Source organism: Variovorax sp. LjRoot84 (assembly GCF_964254305.1).
Taxonomy (GTDB): Bacteria; Pseudomonadota; Gammaproteobacteria; order Burkholderiales; family Burkholderiaceae_C; genus Variovorax.
Genome location: NZ_CAXUTE020000001.1, coordinates 5,118,391 through 5,144,286, shown reverse-complemented (window position 1 = coordinate 5,144,286; position 25,896 = coordinate 5,118,391). Strand labels below are relative to the sequence as shown.

The following is a 25,896-nucleotide window of genomic DNA, read 5'->3' as shown; positions in this document are numbered from 1 at the left end:
CTGGCGTCGAAGGCGGGCGCTTTTCTACTGCCCGTAGCGCGGCAGCTGGTCGAACGGCGTCTTGCCGTCGTCGCGCGGGCCGGTGTCGGCCACGAAGGGCCAGAAGTTCAGAAGCGGCTTCTCTGCCGATTCGCGCTTGGCCTGCGCCTCCTCGGGCGTGAGGATCCAGACTTCTCGCACCAGGCCGGCGGCATCGCGCGTGTAGTTGACCAGCAGGTTCTGGCCGGTGATGGAGGCCGGCATCACCAGCATGTGCTGGGCGCTGCGGATGCGCGCGCCCGGCGAGAGCCGCTCGGGCTGGCCGTCGAGCTGGATCTCGGGCGGGTTCACCACCATGAATTTGCCGCGCAGCGTGCCGACGGGGAAATTGCGGCCGCCTGCGGCGGCTTCGTTCTGGGTTTGCGGCACGGGCGCGTCCTGGGCCCAGGCGGGCGCCATTACTGCGCCGAGCGCTACTAAAATGAGAGCATTCCAGGGGGTGATGCAGCGGTTCATGGTGTTCATCCAGAGGCTGTGGGAGCGGGGATTCTAGCGGCCCGTTCCCTGTCGGCCCACGCCGGAGCCGCGTCCATGGCGTGCGGTCCCTCATGGTCGCTTTACTTATCTTTACGGGGGTGATGGACTCTTGCAGTGCACCCCTGCTCCAATGGTTGCTGTCAGGTAAAAGTGCACCCACTGCGCCTGCGATCCGCCCACGATCCAACGTATACGCCCCATGAAGAAGAACCTCGTCCTCACCTTTGCGGGCGTGTTGATCGTCGCCGCCGCAGCCGGCACCTGGTGGTGGTCCGGCGCCAAGACGCGCAGCGCTTCAGAAGCCGGCGCGCCGACCGCGGGCAAGGGTGCGGCGCCCAACGGGGGCGCGGTGGCGCTGGTCACGTTGGCCGCCGCGCAGCGGCAGGACGTGCCGGTCACGGTGCAGGTCAACGGCAGCGTGGTTTCTCTCAACAGTGTGGACCTGCGCCCGCAGGTGACCAACACGGTGCGCGAGGTGCATGTGAAGGAAGGGCAGTTCGTGAAGGAGGGCCAATTGCTCTTCACGCTCGACGACCGTCCCGACCAGGCCAACCTCGCCAAGGCGCGGGCGCAGCAGCAGAGGGACGAGGCCACGATGGCCGATCTCGAGCGCCAGTACAAGCGCAGCCAGGAGCTCGTGGCGCAGAACTTCATCGCCAAGGCTGCGGCCGACGCGACGCTGTCGCAGCTCGAGGCGCAGCGCGCCGCGGTGGCGGCCGATCGCGCGGCGGTGCAATCGGCGCAGGTGGCGCTGGGCTATGCGACGCTGCGCGCCCCGATCGCCGGGCGCATCGGCGCCGTCAACATCTATCCGGGCACGCTGGTGCAGCCCAGCCTGTCGCTGGTCACGATCACGCAGCTCGACCCGATCGCGGTGAGCTTCCCGGTGCCCGAAGGAAAGCTGCAGGACCTGCTGGCCGCGGCCCGTTCGCACACGCCGGTCGAGGCGCTCGTGACCGGGCGCAAGGCGCCGATGAAGGGCGCGCTGAATTTCGTCGACAACACGGTCGACCCGCTGATCGGTACGGTGCGCGCCAAGGCGGTGTTCGACAACGCCGACCAGGGCCTCTGGCCCGGCCAGTTCGTCGAGACCCGCGTCACCGTGCGCACCATCGAGGGCGCGACGGTGGTGCCGGCGGCCGCGATCATGATGCTGACCGAGGGCAGCTCGGTCTACGTGGTCGATGCCAACAAGACGGCCGCGCGCCGCAAGGTCGAGACGCTCCACAGCTTCGGCACGCAGGTCGCGGTGCGCGGCGTCGAGCCGGGCGAGCAGGTGGTCATCGAAGGCAAGCAGAACGTGCGTCCCGGCGGCAAGGTGCGCCTCGACGCAGCGGCCACGCCACAGCAACAGCAGCGGCCCGGCGGCGCGACGCCCGAGGCCACGCCCGGCAGCGCGGCCTCGGTCGCGCCTTCCAACGCCAGCCTGGTCGCGGAGCGGGAGCGCTCATGAACATCTCCGAGCTTTGCATCCGTCGTCCGGCGATGACGGTGCTGCTCTCTGCCGCCGCGGTGGTGGCCGGCATCTTTGCCTATTTCCAGATCCCGGTCGCGGCGCTGCCGAGCTACAACACGCCGGTCATCAACGTCAACGCGCAGCTGCCGGGCGCCAGTCCGGACACCATGGCTTCCTCGGTCGCGCTGCCGCTCGAAAAACAGTTCTCCACCATCCCCGGGCTGCAGATCATCAGCTCGGTCAACACCCAGGGCGTGACCTCGATCACGCTCGAGTTCGTGAGCAGCCGCGACATCGATGCGGCCGCGGTCGACGTCCAGGCTGCGCTGCTGCGCGCGCAGCGGCAGCTGCCGATCGAACTCACCCAGCTGCCGTCCTATCGCAAGGTCAACCCGGCCGACGCGCCGGTGCTGTTCATCGCGATGGTGTCGCAGTCGATGAGCCCGGCCGAGCTCAACGACTATGCCGAGAACCTGATCTCGCCGACGCTGTCGACCATCGACGGCGTGGCCCAGGTCGTGGTCTACGGGCGCAAGGCCTTCGCGGTGCGCGTCAAGGCCAACGCCGACCTGCTCAACGCGCGCAACATCACGCTCGACGAGCTGGCCGACGCGGTGCGCTCGGCCAATGCCAATACCCCGGTCGGCGTGCTCGACGGCCCGCGCCAGACGCTCACGATCCAGGCCAACGAGCAACTGATGAAGGCCGCCGACTTCGCCAAGCTGATCGTCGGCCAGCGCAATGGGGCGCCGGTGCGTCTGGACGAGGTCGCAACCGTCGAGGACAGCTTCGAGTCGGTCAAGACCGGGAGCAGCTTCAACGGCCAGAACTCGATCTCGCTGGCGGTGCAGCGGCAGCCCAACGCCAACACGGTGCAGGTGGTGGACGCAGTGCGCGCGCTGATGCCGCGCTTCAAGGAAGAGCTGCCGCAGTCGGTCGAGATCAACATGGTCAACGACCGCTCGATCTCGATCCGCGAGGCCGTGCACGACGTGCAGCTGACGCTGCTCGGCACCGTGCTGCTGGTGGTGCTGGTGATCTTCCTGTTCCTGCACCGCGTGGTGGCCACGCTGATTCCGGCCGCCACGATCCCGATCTCGCTGATCGGCGCGGTGGCGCTGCTCGCCGCCTTCGGCTACAGCCTGGACAACGTGTCGCTGCTGGGCATCACGCTGGCGGTCGGGCTGGTGGTGGACGACGCGATCGTGGTGCTCGAGAACATCATGCGCTACGTCGAGAAGGGCATGGAGCCGATGGCCGCCGCGCTGCGCGGCGCGCGCGAGGTGGGCTTCACCATCATCTCGATCTCGATCTCGCTGGTGGCGGTGTTCATCCCGATCTTCTTCATGCCGGGCGTGATCGGCCTGCTGTTCCACGAGTTCGCGGTGGTGGTGGGCCTCGCGGTCATGGTCTCGGCCGTGGTGTCGCTCACGCTGGTGCCGATGCTCGCGAGCCGGCTGCTCCGGCATACGCCGCGTGCCCACGGCGCCCTGGACCATGAGGAAGGCCACCCGGAGCCGGGCACTGCAATCGGGCGCGGCTTCGAGCGGGGCTACCGCTGGGTCCACGGCAGCTACCTGCGCTCGCTCGACTGGACGCTGCATCATCGCAAGCTCATGCTGGTCGTCGCCGCATCGACCTTCGCGCTGACGGCGTGGCTGTTCATCGTCATCCCGAAGGGCTTCTTCCCGGAGGAAGACATCGGGCAGATCTTCATCACGACCGAAGCCGCCGAGGACATCTCGTTCCCGGCGATGAAGGTCTTGCAGGATCGCGTGGCCGAGGCCGTACAGGCCGATCCGAACGTGGCCTATGTCAACTCCTTCGTCGGCGTCGGCGGTTCGAGCTCCACGCAGAATGCCGGCCGATTGTTCGTGGTGCTCAAGCCGCGCAAAGAACGCGCCGCCATGGCGCAGGTGATGGAGTCCCTGCGCACGCGCTTTCGCGAGATCGCGGGCATCACCGCCTACATGCAGCCGCTGCAGAACCTGCGCCTGGGCGGCCGGCAGAGCAAGGCGCGCTTCCAGTACACGCTGCAAAGCGTGAGCGCCGGCACCATGAACGTCTGGGCCGACCGGCTGATGGAGCGCATGCGCGCCGACCCGGCCTTCCGCGACGTGACCAGCGATTCGCAGAACCGCGGCCTGCAGGCCACCATCGACATCGACCGCGACAAGGCCGGCGTGCTCGGCGTCGAGGTCGGCGACCTGCGCACCGCGCTCTACAACGCCTATGGCGACCGGCAGATCGGCAGCATCTACGGCCCCAGCAACACCTACCAGGTGATCCTCTCGGCGGCCGACGACGACCGCCAGTTCGAGGAGGACATGACACGCCTCTCGGTGCGCAACAAGGCCGGGCAGCTGGTGCCGCTGTCGGCCTTTTCGACGGTCAAGCGCACCGTCGGCCCGACCTCGGTCAACCACCAGGGGCAGCTGCAGGCCGTGACGGTGTCCTTCAACCTCGCGCCCGACGTGCCGCTGGGCAATGCGACCGCCAAGGTCGACCAGTTCAAGGCCGAGCTCAAGATGCCGGCCTCGATCATCACGGGCTACGGCGGCGACGCTGCGGTGTTCCAGAGCTCGCAGGCCAGCCAGGCGGTGCTGCTGATCCTGGCCGTGCTGGTGATCTACGTGCTCCTGGGCGTGCTCTACGAGAGCTACATCCATCCGCTGACCATCCTGGCCGGCCTGCCTTCGGCGGCAGTGGGCGCGCTGCTGTCGCTCAAGCTCTTCGGCTTCGACCTGACGCTGATCGCGACCATCGGCATCCTGCTTCTGATCGGCATCGTCAAGAAGAACGCGATCATGATGATCGACTTCGCGCTCGATGCGCAGCGCACCCAGGGCATGCAGCCGGTCGATGCGATCCGCGAGGCCTGCCGGCTGCGCTTCCGCCCGATCATGATGACCACGCTGGCGGCCATGATGGGCGCACTGCCGCTCGCGCTGGGCCTGGGCGCCGGCGCCGAACTGCGCCAGCCGCTGGGCGTGGCGGTGGTCGGCGGGCTGATCTTCTCGCAGGTGATCACGCTCTACATCACGCCGGCGATCTACCTCGCGCTGGACCGCTACAGCGGCAGCGGGCCGATGCAGGAACTGCCTGAGGAAAAGCTGGCGCACGTGGCGCCGGGGGCGGCTGGATAGCGCCGCTGGGAGCCATCCGCCCTGGCCGGCCCGGTCCCGTAGCCGCCGTCTAAGTTGTTGATTTATATCGATTCACCGCATAAATTCAGATTTCTGTATTTTTGCGGTGATGAACTACCTCCCACTTCCCGACAACGCGGCCCGCCAGGTCATCGACTCGATGACCGTCTTCGGCGAGTTTCGACGCGTCAAGCGCCAGGTCGAAGCTTGCGCCGGCAGCATGTATTTGGAAGCGGGAGGGAGCGTATGAGTACCTGGTGAAGACCAAGCCGCGCCGCCGCGTCCAAGAGCGGCTGGGCGCCCGCTCGGAGCAAACCGAACGCACCTTCACGGAGTACATATCGCGGAAGAAGGCGCTCGAGTCGCGCTTGCAATCGCTGCGTGAAGCGCTCACCGAGGCTGAGCGCATGAACAAGGCGCTGAAGACGGGCCGTACCCCTGATCTGGTCGTTCGGCTGCTTCAGGCGCTTGAAGATGCAGGGCTGTTCAAGCACTTTACCGTCGTGGGCACATACGCCTTGTATGCCTACGAAACGGCCGCGAGTGTTCGCGTCGCGCCGGGCGCGCTGGCCACGCAAGACGTCGACCTGTTGTGGGATGCGCGCAGGGTGCAATTCATGACTGACCTCGAGCAGTCGGACTCCTCGGTACTGAAGGTGCTCAAGAGAGCCGACCCGAGCTTCGAGCGCAAGGAAGGGCACAACGAAACGGCCATCAACGCCCGTGGCTTCGAAGTCGACTTCCTGCGTCGCCAACCCGTGGAGGATGACCCTCACTCTTTCCGGTTCTCTGCCGACGAAGGCGACCTGTGGCCGGTCCAGGCTGTCCGCGCCTCGGTACTCACGAGCGCACCGAGCTTCGAGCACGTGGTCATTTCGCCCACTGGCCGCATGGCGCTCATGAGCACTATCGCGCCGGCGACCTTCGTGGAGTTCAAGCGCTGGCTGGCAGAAGCGGCTCTGCAGCGCGAGGTCGCCAAGCGCCGCCGCGACCGATTGCAGGCGGACATCGTGCAGGACTTGCTGGACCAAGGACTGCTGGTGGTCTGAGCACCGGAAACGGACGAAGAAGGGGCGTTCAATGCACCGGATCGCGCTGCCAGGCCGCGGCGCTGCGCGCTGCGCCCGCATGCGTGCCGGCGCGACCCGTTGCAGCGGAATGGGCCGAGGCCGTACCGCCATGCGTCACGCGCAGCGCCCAATCGCACACCACCTTCATGAAGATCTGCTGCGAGGCCATCGAGGTGAGGCTGTGGTCGATCTCGCCGATGAACTCGTATTCGAACTGCTGCATGAAGAGCTCGTCGGCAAAGGGCCCCAACTGGTCGCGGTGGCGATCCGTCACGTGCATGGTGCCGGTGTAGAAAAGCAGTACCGCCACGTTGCGCTCCGCCAGCTGCGTCATCGAGCGGCGGAACAGCGCGGCCGTGACCTCCGGCGGTTCGGGCTCGAAGATGCTGGGCGAGGCGGCGGCCGCGGCGCTGGCCGAGAACTTGCGCTGCAGCCAGCGCACCGTCTTGCCGATCACGGCCGGATTGGTCGGCACCGCCAGCGCGCGGTGCAAGGTGCGCTCCCAGCGCGCCCGGCGGCCGGGGAAGGCGTAGCCGTCGAACATCAGGAGCCCGATCACGCGCGCATCGGCAACGGCGAGCGAAAGCCCGTTGGTGGCGCCCGAGCACAGGCCGATCGCAATGAAGCGTCGGATGCCGAGCATGGTCTGGATCAGGTTCATCGCCGACTGCAGATCGAACACCGCCTGCGTGAGGAAATGCTCGGAGCCGCCGGCCGGGCCGCTGTCGCCCAGGCCCGCGAGGTCGAAGCGGATGCTGCTGATGCCGCGTGCGGCCATCTGCCGCGCCAGCTTCACGTTGATGCGCCGAGGCCCGATCCGGTGGTTCGCGCCCATGTTGAGCATGAGGCAGGCGACGGGCGCCAGCGAGCCCTCTGAGGGCGTCGTGATGACGCCGATCAGCGAGCCGTCGGGCCCGAACTGGACGGGGATTTCCTTGTAGTCATTCATGGACTTCTGCCAGCAAGCGTTGCAGGGCCTCGGTGGGGACCATCGCGTTATTGGGATGCGGATCGGAGGTCCAGATCAGGGGATGCTGGAACGGCGTGACGCGCAGCGGCATGTGGCGGGCCGTCTCCCTGCCCGCCCATTGATGGGCAATATGGTCATCGGCATCGGCGAGCACCACCGTTTCGTGCAGCGCCGTGAGCTGCAGGGCTTCCGGGCCGAGCGCACGCAACTGCTGGCGCAGGATCGGCGACACGCCGAAGCCGAAGATCTCGTCGGTGAAGGAATCGCCGTCCTTCGCCAGCCGGCGCCGCCATGCCGGGTCCGGCACGCAGAAGGAACGTTCGAGCGCATCCACGTGGCCGGCGCGCAGCTCCTCGACGTAGCGCGCACCGTCGACGATCGGGTCCCACAGGATCAGCCGGGCCGGATCGCAGCGCCCACTCTTGGCCGCCAGCACCGCCAGCGCGGCGCCCAGGCGCGCGCCGAGCCAAACGATGCGCCGGCTGCCGGCGCGGCGCCGCAGCTCCTCGTGCGCGGTGCAGACGTCGCGCCGCCAGCCTTCGAGATCGCCGTCGGTGTCCTCGCCGGGCGAATCGCCGCTGCCGTGGTAGTCGAAGCGCAGCACCGCCACGCCGGAACGCGCGAGCCGGTCGGACAGCACGCGGAACAGGCGATGCGCGCGGACCGCCTCCTGCCCGAGGGGCGGGCAGATCAGCACCGCGATGCTGCTCTCGCGCTCAGGCGAATGGAAGAGCCCGAAGAGCTGCCGCGAGGCCGGGCCGAAGAGCATCGGAGTCATGCGTAAGTCTCGCTTTCGACGGCGGGCAGGCGCTGTACGACAACCGCCTCTTCGCATATCAGCACCCGTGCCACTGCACACAGGGCGCCCTGGACATCATGGAAGGAGGACAGCGCCAGGCGCACCACGCCATCGGCGGAGGTGATCTTCACTTCGCGCGAATCGGGCACCACGCCCACGTCGAAGCTGCGCGTGTCGACCGAGAGGCCCATGCCGGTGGCCTTCAGGCAGGCCTCCTTGCGGGTCCAGCAGGCGAGGAAGGCGCGGTCGCGTGCGCTGGGTTCGAGCTGGGCCAGCGCATGCCGCTCGGCCTCGGTGAAGTAGCTGGCGGCCAGCGCCGCCGCGTCCGGCATCGGGCGCAGCAGTTCGACATCGACGCCCACTTCGGCCTCGTCGCAGACCGCGATCAAGGCCACCGACTGGCTGTGGCTCAGGTTGAAGCGCAGCTGCGCATGCTCGACCAGCGTGGGCTTGCCGAAGGCGCCGTGGTCGAACTCCAGCAGGCTCGCGGGAATGCCGCATTGCGCGGACAGCGTCTCGCGCAGGGCTGCATGGGCGGCGACGAAACGGTTGCGGTCACGCCGGAAGACGAAGCGCCGGGCGCGCTCCCACTCGGCCTCCGACAAGGAAGCCACCGCCTGCGGCGCCGGCGTGGCGTCCAGGTCGACCTGCCAGAGGCGGCAATGTGCCGAGGAGGGGAGTTGTGTGATCGTCATGGTGGCCTTGTCAGCTCTTGCGGCTCCAGCCGGAGAATACGCGGCCGAGCAGGCCGCCGCGCCGCGACTCGCCCTCCGCCGACGCCGCGGCCAAGGCGTCGAGCGCGATGCCGGCAGCGGCCGACGCCAGCTGCCCCAGGCCTTCGAACACATAGCGGCGCGGTTCCACGCGGAAGCCCATCACCTGTTCGGCCTGCTGGATCACGCGCATCGCGAGCAGCGAGTCGCCGCCCAGGTCGAAGAAGTTGTCGTGGGCATGGATGTCGTTGACGTCGATGCTGAGCGCGCTGGCCCAGATCTGGGCCAGCTTCGCCTGTTCGGGCAACAGCAGCACCTGCGGCTGCGCCTGCCGCGGTCGCGCGGCCACGGTTTGCGCTGCGGTGGGCGCCGGCGCCGCGTCGGCCGCGAGCCGCTGCAGGTAGCTCGCGCTGTTCGAGCCGGCCGGCGCCGCGATGGTTTCCAGCGTGGCGTCCGGCTGCTGCGCGACCAGGCGCAGCAGCTCGAGGTAGCGCTCCTTGAAGGCGGCGCCGGTCTCGCGCTTGTAGATGTCGGCGTTGTAGACCACCGCGCCTTCGAGGCCGTCGGGCTTGTCCATCAGCCAGATGCCGAGATCGTCGGTCGCGCCGCGCTGCGGCAGGTGCATCTGGCGGTGCTGGAGGCCGCCGATGTCGCGCGGCCGCTCGCGCGCATCCTGGAACGAGAACAGGGCCTGGTAGAGCCCCACGCCCTGCGCGCGCTCCACGAACTCCGGCTCGCTGACCAGGCGCTCGAAGGGGATCTGCTGGTGGCTCATCACCGCGATCAGCTCCTGCTTGACATAGCGCATGAACTCGCCGAAGCGCAGCGAGCGGTCGACCTGGAAGGACAGCGGCAGCACGTTGTTGAAGAAACCCATCACCGGCTCGAGCTCGGGCGCCTCGCGGCCGCGCACCGGCGTGGCGATGACGATCGAGCGGCTGTCGATGATGCTGCTCATCATGAGAATATAGACGCCCAGGGTCAGCATGCTGAGCGTGACGTCGTGGCGCTGGCCGGTCTCGCGCAGCCGCTCGGTGAGCGCCTTGTCGACATTGATCCAGTGCGCGCCGCCCTGACCGCTCATGCCGGCGCGGCGCGGCATGTCGGTGCGCGGCGCCTTCGGCGTCGGCGAGTTCGCGAAGCGGTCCTTCCAGTAGCGCAGCTGGAGTTCGGCCTCGGGCTCGGTGAGCCAGCGCGCATACCAGTCGGCATAGTCGCCGTGGGTCACGGCCAGTTCGGGCAGGCCGTGCGCCTCGCCGCGCACCAGCGCGCCGTAGATGGCCGACAGCTCGCTCTGCAGGATGTCGAAGGACCAGCCGTCCCAGATCAGGTGGTGCGGCACGAACACGAAGGCATGATCGTCGGCCGCGATCTTGTAGAGCGCCGCGTGGAACATCGGTGCGCGATGGATGTCGATCGGCTGGTCGGCCATTTCGTGCATGCGCTCGATCAGCTCGGCTTCGCGCTGGTCTTCGGGCAGGTGGCCGAGGTCGATCACCGGCAGCTCGTAGGCCAGCTCCTTCGCGATCAGCGCGGCCGGTGCGCCGGTGGCCGCATCGGCACCGACAGCGGTGCGCAGCGACGGTTGCCGCTCGATCATCACGCGCAGCGCCGCCTTGAACTTCTCGATGTCCAGCGGCCCGCCGAGCCGGTGCGCGGACGGGGCGTTGTAGGTCGGACGCCCGGGATGCAGCTCCTCCACGAAGCGGATGCGCTCCTGCATCGGCGTGAGCGGTGCGCTCCTGCGGTGCGCGACATGCGCGATGGGTGCGCTGCGCGGCGCGTTGCTGCCGTCGAGGCCTTCGATCGCCGCGGCCAGCCGTTCGGCCGTCGGCGCCTCGAACAGCATGCGCAGCGGCACCGTGAGCTCGAACTCGCGGCTCAGCAGGGTCGCCAGGCGCGCCGCCAGCAGCGAATGGCCGCCCAGCGAGAAGAAGTCGTCGCGGATGCCGAGGCCTGGCAGGTTGAGCACGCGCTCCATCGTTTCCATCACGATGCGTTCGCGCTCGTTGCGCGGCGCCAGCCGCTCGCTCGTCTCCTGCCGCGTCGCGCTGGGCTTGGGCAGCGCCTTGCGGTCCACCTTGCCGTTGGGCAAGAGCGGAATGGCGTCGAGGCCGACCACATGCTGCGGCACCATGTACTGCGGCAGGCGGCTGCGCAGATGGCGGTCGAGCGCGGCCAGGTCGACCGTGGCGCCCGGCGAGGCCGCGAGGTAGGCCACCAGGCGCACGTCGCCCGGCTGGTCTTCGCGCGTGACGACCACGCTGCGCGCCACGCCCGGCGCCTCGTTGCAGCGCGCCTCGATCTCGCCGAGCTCGATGCGGTAGCCGCGCACCTTGACCTGGAAGTCGAAGCGGCCCAAGTGTTCCAAGAGGCCGTCGTTGCGCCAGCGGCCGCGGTCGCCGCTGCGGTAGATCAGCGTGTCAACGCCGTCGATGGCGGTCGTCACGAAGCGCTCGGCCGTGAGCTCGGGCCGCTCGAGGTAGCCCAGTGTCACGCCCATGCCGCTGATGCAGATCTCGCCCGGCACGCCGATCGGGCAGGGCTGCAGGTTGCTGTCGAGGATCCAGACGCCGGTGTTCGCCATCGGGCGGCCGATCGAGACGCCGCGCGCCGCGACGATCGGGCGCTCCATGCGCCAGACGGTCGACCACACGGTGGTTTCCGTCGGTCCGTAGAGGTTCCAGAGCTCGCTCGTGCGGCCCATCAATTCGAGCGAGAGATCCGCCGGCACCGGCTCCGCGCCGATCCAGGCGCGGAAGCCGCGCGGACCCGACCACTCTGCATCGAGCAGCAACCGCCACATGCCGGGCGTGGCCTGCAGGATGGTGATGGCTTCGGACTCGAGCAGCGCGCGCAGCCGGTTGCCGTCCATCGCGACCTCGCGCTGCACGATCACGATCTCGGCGCCCGCCGCCAGCGGCAGCATCACCTCGGGCACCGCCATGTCGAAGGACAGCGTGGTCACTGCGGCCATGCGATCGCTCGCGCCGATGCCCGGCTCGCGCTGCATGGTCTGCATCAGGTTCGCCGCCGCGCGGTGCGGCACGCAAACGCCCTTGGGCTTGCCGGTCGAGCCGGAGGTGTAGATCACGTAGGCCGTGTCTTCGCCCTGCGCATCCTGCGCGCCGGGCACGAGCGGCGTGGGCGCTTCGTTCTGCCAGCTGGTGTCCAGGTCGAGCAGCAGCACGCGGTCGGCCGCGTCTTCGCGCCACATCTTCGGCGCCGCGGCGATCGAGGAGCTGGTCAGCAGCAGCCCGAGCTTCGCGTCTTCGGCGTAGTAGTCCAGCCGCGCCTGCGGGAAGGCGGGGTCGAGCGGCACATAGGCGGCGCCGCTCTTGAGCACCGCGAGCAGGGCCACGAACATGTCGAAGCCGCGGTCCAGGCACAGGCCGACACGTTCGCCGCGGCCCATGCCGCGCGCACGCAGCGCATGGGCCAATTGATTCGAGCGTTCGTCGAGTTCGCGGTAGCTCATGCGCTGGGCGCCATCGCGCAAGGCCGGCTGTGCGGGCTGTGTCGCTGCATGCGTCATGAAGCCCGCATGCATCAGCGGCGCGCCTTCCAGCGTCGTCGGCGCCGGCTGCAGGGCCGCGAGAGCATGCGCTTCGGCGGGCGACAGGAGGTCGAGCCGGCCGACCGGCCGCGTCGGATCGCGCACCACGGCGCGCAGCAGGGATTCATACATGCCGAGCCAGCGGCGCACGGTCGCGTCGTCGTAGAGGTCGGCGTTGTACTGCGCCTCCATCTGCATGCCGCCCACCACGGGCGTCACGTTGAGGAAGAGCTCGAAGTTCTCGTAGCGGCGCGCGATGGTGCTCTGCTCGACCTGCAGGTCGGGAAAGTTGCCTTCGTTGGGCGCGGCATCGCGGTCCACGTTGAACAGCACGTTCACCAGCGGCAGCCGGCTGGGGTCGCGCGGCACGGGCAGCTTCTTGAGCAGCGCGCCGTAGGTCAGGGTCTGGTGTTCGAAGGCGTCGAGCAGGGCGCTGCCCGACTGGCGCGCCAGCGCATCGAAGCGAGCCTGGGCGTCGACCGCCACGCGGATCGGCAGCAGGTTGACGCAGTGGCCCACCAGCGAGGGCATGTCGCTGGGCATCTGGCCCGCGGCGGCGATGCCGATCACCAGGTCGTCCTGCGCCGTGAGGCGGTGCAGGGTCGCGGCGAAGGCGCCGAACATGGTCGCGAACAGGCTGGTGCCCGAGACGGCGCCGACCTTGCGCAGGCCGTCGATCAGGTCCTGGCTCAGTACGTGGTCGATGCGGTAGGCATTGAAGGTGCGCACGGCAGGCCGCGGGCGGTCCAGCGGCAGCTCCAGCACCGGCAGGCTGCCGCCGGCGAAGCGCGAGAGCCAGTAGCCGACGTGGGCATCCATCTCGGGGCTGTTCGCCTCTTGCGCCTCCCAGGCGGCGTAGTCGGAGTACTGGGCCGCCGGCTCCAATGCCGGACCGGCGCCGATCTGTTCGGCATAGAGACTACCGAGGTCCTGGCTGATCACGCCCCAGGACCAGCCGTCGCAGACCGCGTGGTGCGCGCTCATCACGAGCACATGGTCGATCGGCGACAGCCGGTAGAGCGCGGCCCTGAAGAGCGGACCCTGTTCGAGCTGGAAGGGCTCGAGCACGGCGGCCACGCCGTCTTCCTCGAGCCTGCGCTTCTGCGCCGTCGCATCGAGCGCGCCGAGGTCGTGTTCGGCCATGTGGACCGGAGCGGCCTCGCCGATCAGCAACTGCGTGCCATCGGGCGAGATGGTGGCGCGCAGCGATTCGTGGCGCGCGACCAGCCGGTCGAGTGCGCTGGCGAGCGCACGCGTGTCCAGCGTGCCCTTGAGCCGCAGCCGGAGCGTCTCGTTGTAGGCGAGCGAGGCTTCCGGACTCAGGCGATCGCCGAGCCAGACTTCGCGTTGCGCCTCGGTGGTCGAGACGACCCGCTCGATCAGGCCCGAGGCGAAGGGATCGAAATCCTCGGTGGCGTCCTCGGCGGACAGGGTGGCGACTGCGTCGATCATGCTTTGTACTTCGTGAATTTGCCTTGGGCGTTCGGATCGGGCACGAACCAGGCGGGTTGGCCATCCTTGTCGCGGCCCAGCCGCGCATCGGGTGCGGGCGGATGCGAGGGGTCGAGCACCGTCTTGGGCGCGGCGCGGCGCGGCAGCAGCTCGGCTTCCTGCATCTCGGCGATCGATTCCTTGAAGGCGGACTTGATGGTCGCGATGTCCTGCTGCGAATGCGCGGCCGTCATGAAGCAGGGGAAGTTGTCGAGGATGTGCACGCCGCGGCTGCGCATCATCGCGAACAGCAGGTCCTGCAGCGGATGGTCTTCCAGCCAGCTCACGCGCCACAGCGAGGAGAAGTAGCGGATCTCGACCGGCGCGCCGACCTCGCGGCAGAAGGCCGAGAGCTCGTCGGCCATGGCCGCGGTGTGCAGGTTGAGCTGGGTCTGCAGCTTGTTGTTGTCTGCCTTCAGGTGCTCGAGCGCGGCCTTGGCCGCGGCCAGCGCGAGCGGATGCCGCACGAAGGTGCCGGCGAAGTAGGTCACGCCCACGGTGGGCACCGAATCGTCGCCGTACTGCCAGGGGCCGCCGTCGAGCGCATCCATGTACTGGCGCCTGCCGGCGATCACGCCGACGGGGAAGCCGCCGCCCAGCACCTTGCCGTAGGTGGCGAGATCGGCGCGGATGCCGAACAGCGCCTGCGCACCGCCCAGGTCGCAGCGAAAGCCGGTGATGACCTCGTCGAAGATCAGGCAGGTGTCGGATTTTTCGGTGATCGCGCGCACCTCGCGCAGGAACTCGCGCGGCTGGAAGTCGGGCCGGCGGCTCTGCACCGGCTCGACCAGCACGGCGGCCAGGTCCTCGGCGTTGGCGCGGATGAATTCGAGCGCCTCGGGCGTGCCATAGTCCAGCACGCGCACGTCGCCGAACATGCCTTGCAGCACGCCGGGCGCGGCCGACATGCCCTTGGCGTTGCGGCCCGCGCGCACCAGCACTTCGTCGAAGGTGCCGTGGTAGGAGCCGGTGAAGAGAACCACGGTGCTGCGGCCGGTGACGGTGCGCGCGATGCGCAGCGCCGCCATCACCGCCTCGGAGCCGGTGTTGCACAGGCCCGCGCGGTCGAAGCCGGTGAGCTCGCACAGCAGCCGGGTCACGTCGGCGGCCAGCGGATGCTGCGGGCCGATCTCGTAGCCGAGCTCGAGCTGCTTCTTCACCGCCTCGTTGATGAAGTCGGGCGTCCAGCCGAAGAGGTTCATGCCGAAGCCGTTGAGCGTGTCGACGTACTCGTTGCCGTCGATGTCCCACATGCGCGAGCCCTTGGAGCGCTCGATCACGATCTGGTAGGTGATCTCCTTGGTCGCGGGCCGGAAGCCGTTGACCACGCGCGGGTCGGCCATGTGCGGGCGGTTGCGCTCGGTGAAGGCCTTGCTCTTCTGCGTGCGCTCGACGTAGCGGCGCATGAAGGCGGCGAGCCGTGCCTTCTGGCGCTCGGTCGGCTCCTTGCTCTGCGTGTGGATGCGCGCGATGGCGCCGAAGGCTTTCTTGACGTCGTACTTCGGCGCGACGGGGAGCGGCTCCTCGGTGGCAGCCGGCTCGGGGGTGTTGGACGCCGTGGCCGCGGCGGTGGCCATGGGCGTGGGTTGCTCCACCGCCGGGGCCGGCAGCGCAGGGCTGGCCGGAACCGTCGGCGCCGCCGACAGCAATGCGAGTTGCTGTTGCATCAATTGCATCTGTTGCGCGATGACCTGCTGCACCAGGCTGCCGTTGCCGCCCGCCATGGCCGCCGCGGGCTGCATGGCCGGCAGCGCTGCCGGCAGCGCCGCAAGCACCGGCTGCTGCGGCACGGCGGCGGGCATCGCCGGCGCGGCCTGCGGCACCACCGCTGCTGCAGCATCCGGCGGCAACGTGGCGTCGAGGAACTCGGCCAGCGCGTCGAAGCTGCGATAGCTTTCCATCAGCTGCCGGAAAGTCAGGTTGACCTTGAAGGTCTTCTTGACCTGCAGCGCGGCCTGCGTGAGCGTGAGCGAGTCGAGGCCGATCTCGACGAAGGGCGCGGCGCCGTCGACGTCGGCCATGTCGGCGCCCGAGAGGTTCTCGAACAGCTCGCGCAGGCGCGTGACGAGGGAGGCGCGGCGCGCGGGTGGCGCGGAAGTGGCGACGGTCATTGTCAACTCCGGAATCGATGGGGTCAGGGGCACGGATGGGGCAGGAATTTCGGCGGGCAGTGCAACGGCGGCCGGCGCCGACGCGATGTCGACCCAGAAGCGCTTGCGTTCGAAGGGATAGGTGGGCAGGCGCACGCGCTGCTTGCGTGCGCGCGTATCGAGGGCGGCCAGGTCGATCTCCACGCCCTGGGCCCAGAGCCGGCCGGCGCCGAGCCGCCAGGCCGCGCTCTCGCTGCTCGGCTGGTCGGCAAGCAGCGAGACCGCCGGCGCGGGCAAGGCCTTGCTCGCGTGCTGGCGCACCAGCGTCGCCAGCGTGTTGCGCGGGCCGATCTCGACGAAGAGCGGATGCGCGAGCTGGGCCAGCACTTCGCGCACGGCGGGCGAGAAGCGCACCGTCTCGCGCAGGTGGCGCGCCCAATAGTGCGGGTCGGTCGCTTCCTGGTCGCTCAGGAGGCGGCCGGTGAGGGTCGAGTAGATCGGGAGGCGGGGCAGGGCGAGCGGCGTCTCGCGCACCAGCGCCTCGAAGGGCGCGACCGCCGCGTCCATCATCGCCGAGTGGAAGGCATGCGAGGTCTGCAGCGTCTTGGCGACGATGCCCCTGGTTTCGAGCTCGGCGCGCAGCTTCTCGATGGCATCGCTCGGGCCCGCGGCCACGCAGACCGCCGGGCCGTTGTCGGCCGCGAGCGAAATCCCTTCGGGCAGGAGCGGCTGCAGCTCGGCGGCCGGCAGGCGCACCGAGAGCATGGTGCCGGCGGGCAATGCCTGCATCAGCGCGCCGCGCCGCGCGACCAGGCGGGCCGCATCCTCGAGCCGCATCACGCCGGCCAGCACGGCGGCGGCGAACTCGCCGACGCTGTGGCCGATCATCGCGGCCGGCTTCACATCGAGCGCCATGAGCTGGCGCGCCAGCGCGTATTCGAGCGCGAAGGTCGCCGGCTGCGTGACCGAGGTCGGCGCCAGCGCGGCTGCATCGTCCGAGAACATGCGCTCGCGCAGGTCGAAGCCGAGCACGCCCTCGAAGGCCTGCAGGCATTCGTCGAAGGCGGCGCGGAAGACGGCATCGCCGGCATACAGCGTGCGACCCATGCCGGCGTATTGCGCACCTTGGCCGGGGAACATGAAGACCGGCTGCGGCACCCAGGCATTGACCGCGGCGCCGGCGCGGGCGGCCGAATCGGCGCTGCGCAAGGCCGTCACGGCTTCGTCGATGGATTCGGCCACCACGCAGGCGCGCTGCGCGAACTGCTTGCGTCCCACGCGCAGCGTGTGGGCGACGTCGGCCAGGGACAGTTCGCGGTGCGCGTCGAGGTGATCGGCCAGCCGGGTGGCGGCGGCGGCGAGCGCCGCGGGCGTCCGCGCAGAGAGCGTGAGCAGTTGCGGGCCGTTCGCCGCATCGGAGGGCGCGGCGAGCGGCGCTTCCTCGACGATCACGTGCGCATTCGTGCCGCCGACGCCGAAGCTGCTGACGCCGGCACGTCGCGGCGCGGCCTCGCGCGGCCAGGGGCGAAGCTGGCTGTTCACGCGGAAGGGCGTGGCCTCGAAATCGATGGCCGGGTTCGGCGCGTCGTAGTGCAGGCTGGCCGGGATCGCCTCGCAGTGCAGCGCGAGGGCGGTCTTGATGAGGCCGGCCGCACCCGCAGCGGTGACCATGTGGCCGACATTGCTCTTCAGCGAGCCGATGGTGCAGAAGCCGATGTCGGCGGTGTGCGCGGCAAAGGCGCGCGTCAAGCCTTCGACCTCGATCGGATCGCCCATCGGCGTCGCCGTGCCGTGCGTCTCGACATAGGAGATGCTGCGCGCCTCGACGCCGGCCGAGGCGAGCGCCGCTTCGATCACCGCGGCCTGGCCGTCCACGCTGGGCGCGGTGAAGCTGGCCTTGGCGCCGCCGTCGTTGTTGATGCCGGCGCCGCGCAGCACCGCGTAGATGGTGTCGCCGTCGGCGATCGCGTCGGAGAGACGCTTGAGCAGCACGACCGTCGCGCCGTCGCTGAACACCGTGCCTTTGGCCTTGGCGTCGAAGCTGCGCGTATGGCCGTCGGGCGACAGCATCGAGCCTTCGTTGTAGAGATAGCCGCTCTTCGGCGGGCAGGTGACGGAGGCGCCGCCCGCCAGCGCCATGCGGCACTGGCCGGTGCGCAGCGCGAAGAAGGCCTGGGCGATCGCCACCAGCGAGGTCGAGCAGGCGGTGTGCACGCTCACGGCCGGGCCGGTCAGGTTGAGCTTGTTCGCCACGCGGGTGGTGATGTAGTCCTTCTCGTTGGCCAGCATCACCTGGAACTCGCCGATCATCTCGACCAGGTCGGGCCGCGTCGAGACGTGGCGCTGGAAATAGGTCGCGTTGGACATACCGCCGTACACACCCACCGGGCCGGGGGTCTGGTCGGGCACGTAGCCGCCGCGCTCCAGGCATTCCCAGCAAATCTCGAGGAAGACGCGCTGCTGCGGGTCCATCAGCTCCGCTTCCTTCGGGTTGATGCCGAAGAAGGCAGCGTCGAACTGATCGATGTCGTCGATCACGCCGCGGGCGCGCACGTAGAGCGGGTCGGCGCGCAGCGCGGCGCTGACGCCGGCGTCCAGCGTCGCGTCGTCGAAGAAGCTGATCGACTCGCGGCCGGCCATCAGGTTGTCCCAGAACTGTTCGACATCGGCGGCGCCCGGGAAGCGGCCGGCCATGGCGATCAGCGCCACCGGTTCCATGTCGCTGCCGGTCGCCGGTCTTGCTGCCGGTGTGCGCTCGCGTTGCGGCGGTGCGGGCTCGTCGTCCTGCGCCTGCATGTCGGCGGCCAGAGCCGCGGGCGTCGGCTGGCGGAAGAACAGGTTGCTCGAGAGGCGGCGTTCGCTGCCCTGCTGCAGATCGCGCAGCACCCTGAGCACCAGCAGCGAATCGCCGCCGAGGTCGAAGAAGTTGTCGCTGCGGCCGACCTGGTCAAGGCCCAGGGCGCGCGCGAAGGCGGCGCAGACGCGGCGCTCCGTGTCGCTGCGCGCTTCCTCGAAGGGCTGTGCGAGCTCGGGCCGTTGCCGCGGCGGCTCGGGCAGTGCGCGGCGGTCCAGCTTGCCGTTGGTCGTGACCGGCAGCTGTTCGAGCCAGACCTGGGCCGCGGGCAGCATGGCTTCGGGCAGGCGATCGGCGAGATGCTGGCGCAGCGTGGTCCAGGGCAGCTCGGCGCCGCGCGCCACGAGGTAGGCGACGAGGCGCAGCCGGCCTGCCGCGTCCGCGCGCGGCACGACCGCACAGGACTTGATGCCGGGATGGGCGAGCAGCGCGGCCTCGACCTCGCCGATCTCGATGCGATGGCCGCGGATCTTCACCTGGCCGTCGATGCGGCCGATGTATTCGATGCTGCCGTCGGGCAGCCAGCGCGCCTGGTCGCCGGTGCGGTAGAGGCGCTCGCCGGGCCCGCCGAAGGGATCGGCCACGAAGCGTTCGGCGCTCAGGTCGGGGCGCTGCAGGTAGCCGCGCGCCAGGCCGCGCCCGCCGATGCAGAGCTCGCCGACCAGGCCGGCGGGCAACATCGCCATCGAGGGGCTCAGCACGCGCAGCACGGTGTCGTTGATCGGGCGGCCGATGGGCACCGAGCGCGCGTCGGCCGCGAGGTCCCGCGCAATCCGGTGCGTGGCCGCGAAGGTGGTGCACTCGGTCGGTCCGTAACCGTTGATCAGCGTGAGCCCGGGCAACGCCGCGAGCGCGCGTCGCACGTGCGGCACCGACAGCGCCTCGCCGCCGGTGAGCAGCTGGCGCAGGCCTGCGAGTTGCGCGGGATCGTCGTCGACCACCGCATTGAACAGGCCGGCGGTGAGCCAGGCGGTCTTCACCGAGTGTTGGGCGATGGTGCGTGCGAGGCCGGCGCCCGTGGGCACCTTCTCGTCATGCACCACGCAGATGCCACCATTGAGCAACGGGCCCCAGATCTCCAGCGTCGAGGCATCGAAGCCCAGCGGCGCCGCATGCAGCATGGCCTCGCCCTGACGGAGTTCGACATAGTGCGCGTCGACCACGAGGCGCAGGATCGAGCGATGGCAGATCTCGATGCCCTTGGGCGTGCCGGTCGAGCCGGAGGTGTACATCACGTAGGCCACCGATTCGCCGTCGGCCGCGGCCGGTGCGAGCGGCGGCAGCGCGGCATCTTGGCCGGCATCGTCGTCGATGGACAGCAGCGCCCGCTCGCTCGGCACCAGCTGCCGGTACGCGGCCTGCGTCACGACCAGGCCAACGTCGGAATGCGAGAACATGAAGGCGATGCGCTCGACCGGGAAATCCGGCTGGACCGGCACATAGACGGCGCCGGCCTTCAGGATGCCGAGCATCACGATCACGGCCGCGCTCGAGCGGTCGAGCATCACGCCCACGGTGTCGCCGGCACGGATGCCGTGCGCCTGCAGGCGGCGCGCCATCCGTTCGGCGCGCTCGGCCAGCTCGCGGTAGCTCAGCGCACCTGCGTCGCCGACGAGCGCGATCGCATCGGGCCGGCGGGCGACCTGGCGGTCGAACATGGCGTGGACGGTCAGCGCCGCGTCATAGGCCGAGGCGGCGCTGTTCCATGTTTCCAGTTGGCGCTGGCTGTCGAGGGCCGGCAGCGTGCGGATCTCGCGCAGGCTCGCGGCGGGGCGATCGAGCAGGTCCGAGGCGGTGTCGGCGATGGCCAGCAGCAGGCCGACTTCGATCGCGCTGTCCATCAGCGAAGCGGTGGCGGCCAGCCGGAGCGTCGCCGGCCGGCCCGCGGGCGCATGGAATTCCAGCTGAAGCGAAGGCGCGTCGGCCTGGCCGGCGCTCGCGCCATCACGGAGCCAGAGCGCAAAAGGGGGCGGCGATCCGGCCGTCGATGCGACGACGCTGTTGCGACGTGCGCTGTCGATCGCGGCCAGCCATTGCTGCGCTGTCGTGGTGTCGTCGCAGTTCACCGCGACGCCTGCACCCGGTGCCTCGTGAAACTCCACCGCCGCCAGGCCCAGCCAGCGGGATTGAAGCAGGATCCATGAAGCGGCGAAGAGCGTGTCCGGCAGAAAGCCGGACACCTGGGCCTGCGCGGCCCACCGGGTCGCGAGTGCCGGCGGGATATCGAGGCTGGAGACTTGCACCGCGGCTTGCCCCGCTGCGCCGGCACGGGGTACGAACAGGTCCCCCAGCGAAAGCGCTGTCGCGTCGGTCGAGGAATTGGGTTGAGGTCCTTGTTCCATGAACTGGTGGCTCCGCTGTTAGCGCTGTTGCTTCCTTGCCTCGTACGCCGGCCTACATGTATCTATTAAGAGTAACTACAAAGCATTCACTCCATGTGCCGGATATTGCCCCTTGACGATGCGTCGCGCCACCGTACAAAAGGCTATGTGCCCAGCCTATGTCGTTTGGATGCTCTGCAACATTCGACGCATTTGGTTGCGACTGCTGTAGGACGGTGTGGACACGATTCTGCCTCCCTTTTTACATTTTGAATACAAAGGAAGTACAAGAAACGCCGCGTGGACGGCGAGAACTCATAGAAAAGTTCTATTTTTAGCGGATCAGGCCTGGTTCAGGCCGCGGCTTCGTCGAGCGACCCCTCGCTCAGGTGTCCGGTATCGCCCCAGCCCACGAGCGTGAAGCCCTGGGGCGTCCAGAGCAGGCGGTTGATGGCGGCATTGCCCAGGTGCCAGGTGCGCGGAGCCTGCAGTTCCTGCCCGGTGGCCGCGCGGTAGAGAACGTCCATCACGCCGCCGTGCGCCACCATCACCACCAGTTCGCCCGGGTGCCGCGCTGCGAGCCCCGCCGCCACGCCGGTCACGCGCTCCCTGAAGGTCAGCAGCGACTCACCGCCATTCGGCGCGAAGGCCGGATCGCGAGTGCGCCAGAGCCGGGCCTGGTCGGGGAGGGTGGCATCGATGTCGGCGAAGGTGCGGCCTTCGAAGTGACCGAAGGCCCGCTCGCGCAGCCCCGGCTCCGCCTTCACCTCGATGCCGCGCGGCGCTGCGATTTCGAGCGCGGTTTGCCATGCGCGCGCGAGGTCGCTGGCATAGATGGCGGCGATGGGTTCTTCCGCGAGCGCCTGCCCGACGCGCCGGGCCTGCCAAAGGCCCGTGTCGTTGAGGGCGATGTCGAGCTGCCCCTGGATGCGGGTGTCGACATTCCATGCGGTTTCGCCGTGGCGCACGGCAATCAGGCGGGTGACCTCCATCCGAGGCGATTCTAGGGGTGAACCCTAGGGCCTGCTAACAGACTCTAGTTCTTGGCGGTCGAGACCTCGATGTCCACCCGGCGTTCGCCCTTCGGCGGATTCGGAAAGCCCTGCAAGGCAGCCTGGAACATCACCGGCAGCACCGTCGCGCTGGCCGTGTAGGGGCCGTCGTTGCGCGCATGGGTTTCGTACACCACGCGGTTGGACGGCAGTTCGCGCAGCACGATGCTGACCTCGCGCGCATACCAGGGGTTCGAGGCGGGCGGGAAGGCCGGTCCGTACCAGCCGCCGCCATACCAGCCCCGGCCGTACCAGGGCGAGCCGTAGCGCCCGTAGCGGTAGGGCCCCCATGGCCCGCCGCCGTAGAACCAGGGGTCGGCCCAGGGCGAGAGCTCGGCCGTCACGCGGGCGCCGATCTGCGCCGTGTAGCGGGGGTTGGCGTCGTCGCGGCGCAGGCCGACGCGTTCGAGCGCGGCGCCCGCCATCGCTTCGAGCTGTTGCTGCGAAGCCTCGCTGGCCTGCTGCGAGGGCAGGCGCTCGAAGCGGTAGGTGGCACCGGCCGGAACCGCGCTGATGTTGGAGAAACTTTTCACCTCGCTGTCGACCACCCAACGGGTGGCGCAGCCGGTGAGGCCGACGGTCAGCACCAGGGCGGTGAGCGCAAGTTTCATGCGGATCTCCTCGTGGAAGCGCCGTCCCTCAAAGTTGCACGATGCGCAGCGCGGACGGCGCCGGGAACTCGGGTGCGTCGAATGCCTTGTCGCCTTCGGCATCGGCCACGCCGGTGGCCTTGAGACCCTTGAAGTCGAAGGATGTTCCGTCCAGCAGATGCGAAGGCACCACGTTCTGCAGCGCATTGAACATGTTCTCGACGCGCCCCGGGTGCTTGCGGTCCCATTCGCGCAGCATCTCGCCCACCTGCTTGCGCTGCAGGTTCTCCTGGCTGCCGCAGAGCGTGCACGGAATGATCGGGAACTCGCGGTGCTGGGCCCAGCGAACCAGGTCCTTCTCGGCCACGTAGGCCAGCGGCCGGATCACGATGTGGCGGCCGTCGTCGCTCACCAGCTTGGGCGGCATCGACTTGAGCTTGCCCGCGAAGAACATGTTGAGAAAGAAGGTCTGCAGCATGTCGTCGCGGTGGTGGCCCAGCGCGACCTTGGTGGCGCCGAGCTCGTCGGCCACGCGGTAGAGGATGCCGCGGCGCAGACGGCTGCACAGGCCGCAGGTGGTCTTGCCCTCGGGGATCACGCGCTTCACGATCGAGTACGTGTCCTGCTCCTCGATGTGGAAGGGCACGCCGAGCGCAGTGAGGTAGCCCGGCAGCACATCTTCGGGAAAGCCGGGCTGCTTCTGGTCGAGGTTGACCGCGACGATGTCGAAGTGGATCGGCGCGCGGGCCCGCAACTTGAGCAGGATGTCGAGCAGCGCGTAGCTGTCCTTGCCGCCCGAGACGCAGACCATGACCTTGTCACCTTCCTCGATCATGTTGTAGTCGACGATCGCGCGGCCGACCTCGCGGCACAGGCGCTTTTCGAGCTTGTGGGTCTCGCGCTCGATCTTCACGTTGTTGTTGGTGGACGAAGGGGCTTCGTCGATCCATACCGCACTCATCATTTGCTCCTGAAAACTTCAACGCCGACGGCCTCGCAGTCGGGGTACACATCCGGCTTGGCCGTCGACACCCGCGCGGCCTGCACCTTGGGATGCGCGAGCACCTGCGTCAGGATGTCGTCGCACAGCGTTTCCTGCAAGTGGATGTGGCCCTTGGAGAGGCGCGTGGCGACGGTGCGGCGGATGAAGTCGTAGTCGACCACTTCGTCGAGATCGTCCGACTTCGGCGTCGAGACGTCCAGCGGCACGTAGAGATCGACATTGATGATGACGCGCTGCTCGGCGCGCTTCTCGAACTCGTGCACGCCGATGTTGATCCAGACCTCGTAGTTGCGCAGGAAGACGCGCCGGCACGAGAGCAGAAGAGGGTCGAGGGCGGCAGTGGTCATGGCGTGGAGCCTTTTTTCAGCAGCTCGTCGACGACGAACATGATGTCGCGTGCCAGCGGCACCAGGTGCTGGCCGTTGTCGACGCAAAGGGTGGTGCCCGTCACGCTGGGCGTGCCGGCGAGGAAGACGCAGGCGCGGGCGACGTCGGCCGGATCGATGGGCCGGCGCAGCAGGTTGGCGCGCGAGGCCTTTTCGAAGTTGGCCTGGTTCTGCGGCCCGCTGGTGTAGAGGATGCCGGGCGCCACGCCGCACACCCGCACCGCGGGCGCCAGCGACTGGGCCTGCAACGCCACGGCGCGCTCCAGCGCCAGCTTGGACACCGTGTAGGAGAAGTAATCGGGGTTCAGGTTGTAGACCTTCTGGTCCAGGATGTGGATGGCCGAACGGTCGATGCCGTCGCCGGGCGCGGCGCTCTTCGCGAGCAGCCGTGCCAGGGACAGCGGCGCGACCAGGTTCACGCCGAGCTGGCGCAGCGCGACATCGGCGTCGAAATCCAGGCCGGTGTCGGGCTCGAAGGCCGAGGCGTTGTTGACGATGCAGCCCAGCGGGCCGTCGGCCGTGACCTTGGCGATCAGCGCGCGCCGTCCCTCTTCGCTCGCGATGTCGGCTTCGATGGCCGTGGTACGGTGTCCCTCGTCGCGCAGGCGCGCGCACAGTGCCTCGGCCTGCGCGCGCGAGGCGCGGGACTGGCACCACACCGTCCAGCCCGCGCGCGCGAAGGCCTCGCAGACCGCGGCGCCGAGCCGCTGGCCGCCGCCGGTCACGAGCACGCCGGGGCGTGGGGTCGATTCAGCCATCCTGATAGATTTCCCGTATGAACCAGGAGCACAGCGCGGAACGCGCCACCCCCTTGACCCGGATTATCGATGCCACCCTGCAGCGCGCCGGAGGCTGGCTGCCATTTGACCGTTTCATGGCCCTGGCTCTTTATGCGCCGGGCCTGGGCTACTACGCCAACGCGAGCCGCAAGTTCGGCCAGATGCCCGCCTCGGGCAGCGACTTCGTGACCGCGCCCGAGCTCACGCCGCTGTTCGGCCGCGCCCTGGCCGTGCAGGTGGCCGAGGCGCTGGCGAAGACCGGCACCGACGAGCTCTGGGAGTTCGGTGCCGGCTCGGGCGCGCTCGCGCTGCAGCTGCTCGACGCTTTGGGCGATCGCGTCGAGCGCTATCGCATCGTCGACCTGTCCGGCACGCTGCGCGAGCGCCAGCAGCAGGCGCTGGCGCGCCACGCCGGCAAGGTCGAGTGGCTGGCCGAGCTGCCGGAGACGATGCGCGGCGTGGTGGTCGGCAACGAGGTGCTCGATGCGATGCCGGTGCAGCTGCTGGCGCGCGGCGGCGGTGCGTGGTTCGAGCGCGGCGTGGTGCGCCGGGGCGAGGGCTTCGCCTGGGAAGACCGTCCGACCGAACTGCGGCCGCCGGTGGAGGTGGAGGGCGCGCACGACTACCTGACCGAAATCCATCCGCAGGCCAAGGCCTTCATTGCCACGCTGGCCGACAGGCTGAAAGAGGGCGCGGCCTTCTTCATCGACTATGGCTTTCCCGAAGCCGAGTACTACCACCCGCAGCGCCACATGGGCACCGTGATGTGCCACCGCGGCCACCAGGCGGACGGCGATCCGCTGGCGGAGGTGGGGGAGAAGGACATCACGGCCCACGTCGACTTCACCGGTGTGGCGCTCGCGGGCCAGGAGGCCGGCCTCGAGGTGCTGGGCTACACGAGCCAGGCGAGGTTCCTGCTCAACGCGGGCATCCTGCCGATGATGGAGCAGGCGTCCCTGGCGGAGCGCACGCTCGCCGCGCGCCTGATCCACGAGCACGAGATGGGCGAGCTGTTCAAGGTGATCGGCTTCGCGGCCGGCGAGCCCTGGGACGCCCTGGGCTTTGCCGAGGGCGACCGCAGCCACACGCTCTGAAGCGGTTGGA

General features: G+C 69.1%; 15 protein-coding genes. 4 read left to right on the top strand and 11 right to left on the bottom strand.

What is annotated here, in order from left to right; genetic code table 11:
• Positions 1 to 24 precede the first annotated feature (24 nt).
• Positions 25 to 495 carry a hypothetical protein gene (locus tag ACSQ9I_RS25440; protein WP_093104079.1) on the bottom strand — a complete coding sequence of 157 codons (471 nt, stop codon included), beginning with the start codon at positions 493 to 495 and terminating at the stop codon, positions 25 to 27.
• Positions 496 to 715: 220 nt separating this feature from the next.
• Between ACSQ9I_RS25440 and ACSQ9I_RS25435 the strand changes: the two genes are divergently transcribed.
• From ACSQ9I_RS25435 to ACSQ9I_RS25425, 3 genes are all read left to right on the top strand, one after another.
• A complete protein-coding gene (locus ACSQ9I_RS25435; protein WP_436314919.1) occupies positions 716 to 1,969 on the top strand; it encodes an efflux RND transporter periplasmic adaptor subunit in 1,254 nt (417 codons plus the stop codon).
• Positions 1,966 to 5,118 carry an efflux RND transporter permease subunit gene (locus tag ACSQ9I_RS25430; protein WP_436314917.1) on the top strand — a complete coding sequence of 1,051 codons (3,153 nt, stop codon included), beginning with the start codon at positions 1,966 to 1,968 and terminating at the stop codon, positions 5,116 to 5,118. The genes ACSQ9I_RS25435 and ACSQ9I_RS25430 overlap by 4 nt, the downstream gene beginning before the upstream one ends.
• Positions 5,119 to 5,375: 257 nt before the next feature.
• Entirely contained in the window at positions 5,376 to 6,167 is a 792-nt protein-coding gene (locus ACSQ9I_RS25425; RefSeq protein ID WP_436314916.1) for a GSU2403 family nucleotidyltransferase fold protein, read from the top strand.
• Between the two features lie 28 nt (positions 6,168 to 6,195).
• Here the strand turns inward: ACSQ9I_RS25425 and ACSQ9I_RS25420 are convergent, their stop codons facing one another.
• The 10 genes from ACSQ9I_RS25420 to ACSQ9I_RS25375 form a co-directional block, all read right to left on the bottom strand.
• Complete coding sequence (locus tag ACSQ9I_RS25420) at positions 6,196 to 7,137, bottom strand: alpha/beta hydrolase family protein (RefSeq protein WP_436314915.1); 942 nt, start codon at positions 7,135 to 7,137, stop codon at positions 6,196 to 6,198.
• Positions 7,130 to 7,936 (bottom strand): alpha/beta fold hydrolase, encoded by an 807-nt coding sequence (locus ACSQ9I_RS25415; RefSeq protein ID WP_436314914.1) that lies wholly within the window; start codon positions 7,934 to 7,936, stop codon positions 7,130 to 7,132. The genes ACSQ9I_RS25420 and ACSQ9I_RS25415 overlap by 8 nt, the downstream gene beginning before the upstream one ends.
• Positions 7,933 to 8,652 (bottom strand): 4'-phosphopantetheinyl transferase family protein, encoded by a 720-nt coding sequence (locus ACSQ9I_RS25410; protein WP_436305419.1) that lies wholly within the window; start codon positions 8,650 to 8,652, stop codon positions 7,933 to 7,935. Before ACSQ9I_RS25410 ends, ACSQ9I_RS25415 begins: the two co-directional genes overlap by 4 nt.
• Before the next feature lie 10 nt (positions 8,653 to 8,662).
• The gene (locus ACSQ9I_RS25405; RefSeq protein WP_436314913.1) at positions 8,663 to 13,678 is read right to left on the bottom strand and encodes an amino acid adenylation domain-containing protein; all 5,016 of its coding nucleotides are present in this window, start codon (positions 13,676 to 13,678) and stop codon (positions 8,663 to 8,665) included.
• Positions 13,675 to 21,003 (bottom strand): amino acid adenylation domain-containing protein, encoded by a 7,329-nt coding sequence (locus tag ACSQ9I_RS25400; protein ID WP_436314912.1) that lies wholly within the window; start codon positions 21,001 to 21,003, stop codon positions 13,675 to 13,677. The genes ACSQ9I_RS25405 and ACSQ9I_RS25400 overlap by 4 nt, the downstream gene beginning before the upstream one ends.
• A 332-nt stretch (positions 21,004 to 21,335) precedes the next feature.
• Positions 21,336 to 21,974 (bottom strand): histidine phosphatase family protein, encoded by a 639-nt coding sequence (locus ACSQ9I_RS25395; RefSeq protein ID WP_436293592.1) that lies wholly within the window; start codon positions 21,972 to 21,974, stop codon positions 21,336 to 21,338.
• Positions 21,975 to 22,018: 44 nt separating this feature from the next.
• Positions 22,019 to 22,645: a DUF4136 domain-containing protein gene (locus tag ACSQ9I_RS25390; RefSeq protein ID WP_436314911.1), complete on the bottom strand. Its 627-nt coding sequence runs from the start codon at positions 22,643 to 22,645 to the stop codon at positions 22,019 to 22,021.
• Between the two features lie 28 nt (positions 22,646 to 22,673).
• On the bottom strand, positions 22,674 to 23,585 hold the full coding sequence (ttcA, locus tag ACSQ9I_RS25385; RefSeq protein ID WP_436305414.1) for a tRNA 2-thiocytidine(32) synthetase TtcA: 912 nt from the start codon (positions 23,583 to 23,585) through the stop codon (positions 22,674 to 22,676).
• Positions 23,585 to 23,974 carry a dihydroneopterin aldolase gene (locus ACSQ9I_RS25380; RefSeq protein WP_436293590.1) on the bottom strand — a complete coding sequence of 130 codons (390 nt, stop codon included), beginning with the start codon at positions 23,972 to 23,974 and terminating at the stop codon, positions 23,585 to 23,587. The genes ttcA and ACSQ9I_RS25380 overlap by 1 nt, the downstream gene beginning before the upstream one ends.
• A complete protein-coding gene (locus ACSQ9I_RS25375; RefSeq protein WP_436314910.1) occupies positions 23,971 to 24,771 on the bottom strand; it encodes an SDR family oxidoreductase in 801 nt (266 codons plus the stop codon). The genes ACSQ9I_RS25380 and ACSQ9I_RS25375 overlap by 4 nt, the downstream gene beginning before the upstream one ends.
• A gap of 17 nt (positions 24,772 to 24,788) precedes the next feature.
• Here ACSQ9I_RS25375 and ACSQ9I_RS25370 point away from each other — a divergent pair, with 17 nt between their 5' ends.
• Complete coding sequence (locus ACSQ9I_RS25370) at positions 24,789 to 25,886, top strand: class I SAM-dependent methyltransferase (RefSeq protein ID WP_436314908.1); 1,098 nt, start codon at positions 24,789 to 24,791, stop codon at positions 25,884 to 25,886.
• Positions 25,887 to 25,896: the final 10 nt, after the last annotated feature.

Coding starts and splice junctions, on each gene's coding strand:
- ACSQ9I_RS25440 (WP_093104079.1), bottom strand. CDS start 495: ATGAACCGCTGCATCACCCCCTGGAATGCTCTCATTTTAGTAGCGCTC.
- ACSQ9I_RS25435 (WP_436314919.1), top strand. CDS start 716: ATGAAGAAGAACCTCGTCCTCACCTTTGCGGGCGTGTTGATCGTCGCC.
- ACSQ9I_RS25430 (WP_436314917.1), top strand. CDS start 1,966: ATGAACATCTCCGAGCTTTGCATCCGTCGTCCGGCGATGACGGTGCTG.
- ACSQ9I_RS25420 (WP_436314915.1), bottom strand. CDS start 7,137: ATGAATGACTACAAGGAAATCCCCGTCCAGTTCGGGCCCGACGGCTCG.
- ACSQ9I_RS25415 (WP_436314914.1), bottom strand. CDS start 7,936: ATGACTCCGATGCTCTTCGGCCCGGCCTCGCGGCAGCTCTTCGGGCTC.
- ACSQ9I_RS25410 (WP_436305419.1), bottom strand. CDS start 8,652: ATGACGATCACACAACTCCCCTCCTCGGCACATTGCCGCCTCTGGCAG.
- ACSQ9I_RS25405 (WP_436314913.1), bottom strand. CDS start 13,678: ATGATCGACGCAGTCGCCACCCTGTCCGCCGAGGACGCCACCGAGGAT.
- ACSQ9I_RS25400 (WP_436314912.1), bottom strand. CDS start 21,003: ATGGAACAAGGACCTCAACCCAATTCCTCGACCGACGCGACAGCGCTT.
- ACSQ9I_RS25395 (WP_436293592.1), bottom strand. CDS start 21,974: ATGGAGGTCACCCGCCTGATTGCCGTGCGCCACGGCGAAACCGCATGG.
- ACSQ9I_RS25390 (WP_436314911.1), bottom strand. CDS start 22,645: ATGAAACTTGCGCTCACCGCCCTGGTGCTGACCGTCGGCCTCACCGGC.
- ttcA (WP_436305414.1), bottom strand. CDS start 23,585: ATGAGTGCGGTATGGATCGACGAAGCCCCTTCGTCCACCAACAACAAC.
- ACSQ9I_RS25380 (WP_436293590.1), bottom strand. CDS start 23,974: ATGACCACTGCCGCCCTCGACCCTCTTCTGCTCTCGTGCCGGCGCGTC.
- ACSQ9I_RS25375 (WP_436314910.1), bottom strand. CDS start 24,771: ATGGCTGAATCGACCCCACGCCCCGGCGTGCTCGTGACCGGCGGCGGC.
- ACSQ9I_RS25370 (WP_436314908.1), top strand. CDS start 24,789: ATGAACCAGGAGCACAGCGCGGAACGCGCCACCCCCTTGACCCGGATT.